Annotated in this window: 5 protein-coding genes; all 5 read left to right on the forward strand. The window is 44.8% G+C overall.

Translation table 11 applies throughout. The annotated features are described in order from the left end of the window. The coding region (locus ACUVJL_RS24530; RefSeq protein WP_445248223.1) for a leucine-rich repeat domain-containing protein at positions 1-1,010 on the forward strand (1,010 nt) is incomplete at its 5' end. Between the two features lie 42 nt (positions 1,011-1,052). Continuing rightward, positions 1,053-1,859, forward strand: coding sequence for a leucine-rich repeat domain-containing protein (locus ACUVJL_RS24535; protein ID WP_445248224.1), 807 nt, complete (start codon positions 1,053-1,055; stop codon positions 1,857-1,859). Positions 1,860-1,907: 48 nt separating this feature from the next. Next, positions 1,908-2,588: a leucine-rich repeat domain-containing protein gene (locus ACUVJL_RS24540; RefSeq protein WP_445248225.1), complete on the forward strand. Its 681-nt coding sequence runs from the start codon at positions 1,908-1,910 to the stop codon at positions 2,586-2,588. Positions 2,589-2,630: 42 nt separating this feature from the next. After that, entirely contained in the window at positions 2,631-3,578 is a 948-nt protein-coding gene (locus ACUVJL_RS24545) for a leucine-rich repeat domain-containing protein (protein ID WP_445248226.1), read from the forward strand. A 42-nt stretch (positions 3,579-3,620) separates the two neighbouring features. Beyond that, positions 3,621-4,234 (forward strand): leucine-rich repeat domain-containing protein (locus ACUVJL_RS24550; RefSeq protein WP_445248227.1); only part of this gene is annotated, 614 nt, incomplete at its 3' end.

Consider the following 4,234-nt stretch of genomic DNA (forward strand, 5'->3'; position numbering starts at 1 on the left):
TCCTAGCATTATCTGGAAATGGACTGTCTGCGAAAGCTGCAGAAACGCAGCCGGGAAACGGTAGACGAACATTTGCCGATTGGTGTCGCCAAAAAGCTGATTTGAGTCCTGAAGCTAAACGTACTGTTGAGGTGCTGTTGCAGAAAGCTGAGACTACTGAGTGCGAGGCGGCTAATCTGAAACTTTCGAGTCTCACACAACTAGACCTCGTGGACAATAAAATCAGCGACATCAAACCGCTAGAATCCTTAACTAACCTGGTTTCGCTTGATCTCAACAATAATCTTCTCAGCGATATCAAACCATTGGAATCCTTGACTAACCTGACTGTGCTCCTCCTCTACAACAATCAAATCAGTGACATCAAACCGCTAGAATCCTTGACTAACCTGACTTGGCTCGCTCTTAGCGACAATTCTATCAGCGACATCAAACCGCTAGAATCCTTGACTAACCTGACGGAGCTCAACCTTGGCGACAATTCTATCAGCGACATCAAACCGCTAGAATCCTTGACTAACCTGACGGATATCGGTCTCAACGGCAATCAAATCAGCGACATCAAACCGCTAGAATTATTGACTAACCTGACGGAGCTCTTCCTCTTCGACAATAAAATCAGTGACATCAAACCGCTAGAATCCTTGACTAAACTGACTGTGCTCAACCTTGACGAAAATCAAATCAGCGACATCAAACCGCTAGAATCCTTGACTAACCTGACACACCTCGTTCTCGACAAAAATCAAATCAGCGACATCAAACCGCTAGAATCCTTGACTAACCTGACGGAGCTCTTCCTCGGCAACAATCAAATCAGTGACATCAAACCGCTAGAATCCTCGACTAAACTGACTTTGCTCAACCTTGACGAAAATCAAATCAGCGACATCAAACCGCTTGAATCTTTGACTAAACTGACTGAAATCAGGCTCAGCGGAAATCCGATCGCCCCCAAAACTTGCCCTCTAAAGCCAGAGTCTATCTGTAAGTGGGAACCCTCAAATTAAATGCTCAAACTTTACTGTTGGGAAAATTAGAGGTACAAGATTATGACACTTATAGTTGCACACAAACACATGAAGTTACCAAAGTCGATCGCACTTACTGGTTGTGCGATCGTAGCATTATCTGGAAATGGACTGTCTGCGAAGGCTGCAGAAACGCGATCGGGAAACAGTAGACGAACATTTGCCGATTGGTGTCGCCAAAAAGCTGATTTGAGTCCTGAAGCTAGACGTACTGTTGAGGTGCTGTTGCAGAAAGCTGAGACTACGGAGTGCGATGCGGCTAATCAGAAACTTTCGAGTCTCACAGAACTCTACCTTGGCAACAATAAAATCAGTGACATCAAACCGCTAGAATCCTTAACTAACCTGGCTTCGCTTGATCTCGAAAACAATCAAATCAGCGACATCAAACCGCTAGAATCCTTAACTAACCTGACTAATCTCTTGCTCGAAAACAATCAAATCAGCGACATCAAACCGCTAGAATCCTTGACTAACCTGACTTTGCTCTCACTCGACAAGAATCAAATCAGCGACATCAAACCGCTAGAATCCTTGACTAACCTGGCTGTGCTCGCTCTCGAAAACAATCAAATCAGCGACATCAAACCGCTAGCATCCTTGACTAACCTGGCTTTGCTCGGTCTCGAAAACAATCAAATCAGCGACATCAAACCGCTAGAATCCTTGACTAACCTGACTAATCTCTTGCTCGACAACAATCAAATCAGCGACATCAAACCGCTAGAATCCTTGACTAAACTGACTGATCTCTACCTCAGCGGAAATCCGATCGCCCCCAAAACTTGCCCTCTAAAGCCAGAGTCTATCTGTAAGTGGGAACCCTGAAATTAAATGCTCAAACTTTGCAGTTGGGAAAATTAGAGGTACAAGATTATGACACTTATAGTTGCACACAAACACATGAAGTTACAAAAGTCGATCGCACTTGCTTGTTGTGCGATCGTAGCATTATCTGCAAATGGACTGTCTGCCAAGGCTGCAGAAACGCGCTCGGGAAACATGAGACGAACATTTGCTCAATGGTGTCGCCAAAAAGCTAATTTGAGTCCTGAAGCTAAACGTACTGTTGAGGTGCTGTTGAAGGAAGCAGGGACTACTGAGTGCGATGCGGCCGCTCGGGAACTTTCGAGTCTCACGACACTCGACCTCGACAACAATCAAATCAGCGATATCAAACCATTGGAATCCTTGACTAACCTGATTGCGATCAGTCTCGTAAACAATAAAATCAGTGACATCAAACCGCTAGCATCCTTGACTAACCTGATTTCGATCGGTCTCGAAAACAATAAAATCAGTGACATCAAACCGCTAGCATCTTTGACTAAACTGACTGCGCTCAACCTTGGCGACAATAAAATCAGCGACATCAAACCGCTAGCATCCTTGACTAACCTGACTTGGCTCGAGCTCGACAAAAATCAAATCAGCGACATCAAACCGCTAAAATCCTTGACTAAGCTGATCGAACTCGGTCTTAGGGGAAATCCGATCGCTCCCAAAACTTGCCCTCTAAAGCCAGAGTCTATCTGTAAGTGGGAACCCTCAAATTAAATGCTCAAACTTTACTGTTGGGGAAATTAGAGGTATAAGATTATGACACTGATAGTTGCACACAAACACATGAATTTACCAAAGTCGATCGCACTGGCTTGCTGTGCCATCCTAGCATTATCGGGAAATGGACTGTCTGCGAAGGCTGCAGAAACGCGATCGGAAAACAGTAGACGAACATTTGCCGATTGGTGTCGCCAAAAAGCTGATTTGAGTCCTGAAGCTAAACGTACTGTTGAGTTGCTGTTGCAGAAAGCTGAGACTACTGAGTGCGATGCGGCCGATCGGAAACTTTCAAGTCTCACAGAACTCGACCTCGACAACAATCAAATCAGCGATATCAAACCATTGGAATCCTTGACTAACCTGATTGTGATCAGTCTCAACAACAATCTTCTCAGCGACATCAAACCGCTACAATCCTTGACTAACCTAACTACACTCGGCCTTGGCAACAATCTTCTCAGCGACATCAAACCGCTAGAATCTTTGACTAACCTGACTGGGATCTCCCTCGAAAAAAATCAAATCAGCGACATCAAACCGCTACAATCCTTGACTAACCTGAATGGGATCAGCCTCGAAAAAAATCAAATCAGCGACATCAAACCGCTACAATCCTTGACTAACCTGACTTATCTCGACCTCGACAACAATCAAATCAGCGACATCAAACCGCTAGAATCCTTGACTAACCTGACTTTGCTCTACCTCACCAACAATAAAATCAGCGACATCAAACCGCTAAAATCCTTGACTAACCTGACTTTACTCGGCCTTGGCGACAATAAAATCAGCGACATCAAACCGCTAGAATCCTTGACTAACCTGACTTTACTCGGCCTCTTCGGCAATAAAATCAGCGACATCAAACCGCTAGAATCCTTGACTAACCTGAATGGGCTCGGCCTTGGCGGAAATCCGATCGCTCCCAAAACTTGCCCACTCAAGCCAGAGTCTATCTGTAACTGGGAAACCTCAAATAATTAAATGCTCAAACTTTACTGTTGGGGAAATTAGAGGTACAAGATTATGACACTCATAGTTGCACAGAAACACATGAAGTTACAAAAGCCGATCGCACTTGCTTGTTGTGCGATCCTAGCATTATCTGGAAATGGACTGTCTGCCAAGGCTGCAGAAACGCGATCGTCCAACAGTAGACGAACATTTGCTGACTGGTGTCGCCAAAAAGCTAATTTGAGTCCTGAAGCTAAACGTACTGTTGAGGTGCTGTTGAAGGAAGCAGGGACTACTGAGTGCGATGCGGCTAATCGGAAACTTTCGAGTCTCACAGAACTCGACCTTGACAACAATCAAATCAGCGATATCAAACCATTGGAATCCTTGACTAACCTGACACAGCTCTTCCTTGGCAACAATAAAATCAGTGACATCAAACCGCTACAATCCTTAACTAACCTGACTATGCTCGCCCTTGGCGACAATCTTCTGGGCGACATCAAACCGCTACAATCCTTAACTAACCTGGCTTGGCTCGGTCTCGCAAACAATAAAATCAGCGACATCAAACCGCTACAATCATTGACTAACCTGACTTTGGTCGTCCTCGACAACAATCGAATCAGCGACATCAAACCGCTACAATCCTTGACTAACCTGGATTGGCTCTTCCTCAACAACAA

The organism is Microcoleus sp. OTE_8_concoct_300 (assembly GCF_031383065.1).
In the GTDB taxonomy this organism is placed as follows: Bacteria; Cyanobacteriota; Cyanobacteriia; order Cyanobacteriales; family Microcoleaceae; genus Microcoleus.

Bases quoted from the DNA above. Each gene is read 5' to 3' on its own strand.
- ACUVJL_RS24535 (WP_445248224.1), top strand. From the start codon at position 1,053: ATGACACTTATAGTTGCACACAAACACATGAAGTTACCAAAGTCGATC.
- ACUVJL_RS24540 (WP_445248225.1), top strand. From the start codon at position 1,908: ATGACACTTATAGTTGCACACAAACACATGAAGTTACAAAAGTCGATC.
- ACUVJL_RS24545 (WP_445248226.1), top strand. From the start codon at position 2,631: ATGACACTGATAGTTGCACACAAACACATGAATTTACCAAAGTCGATC.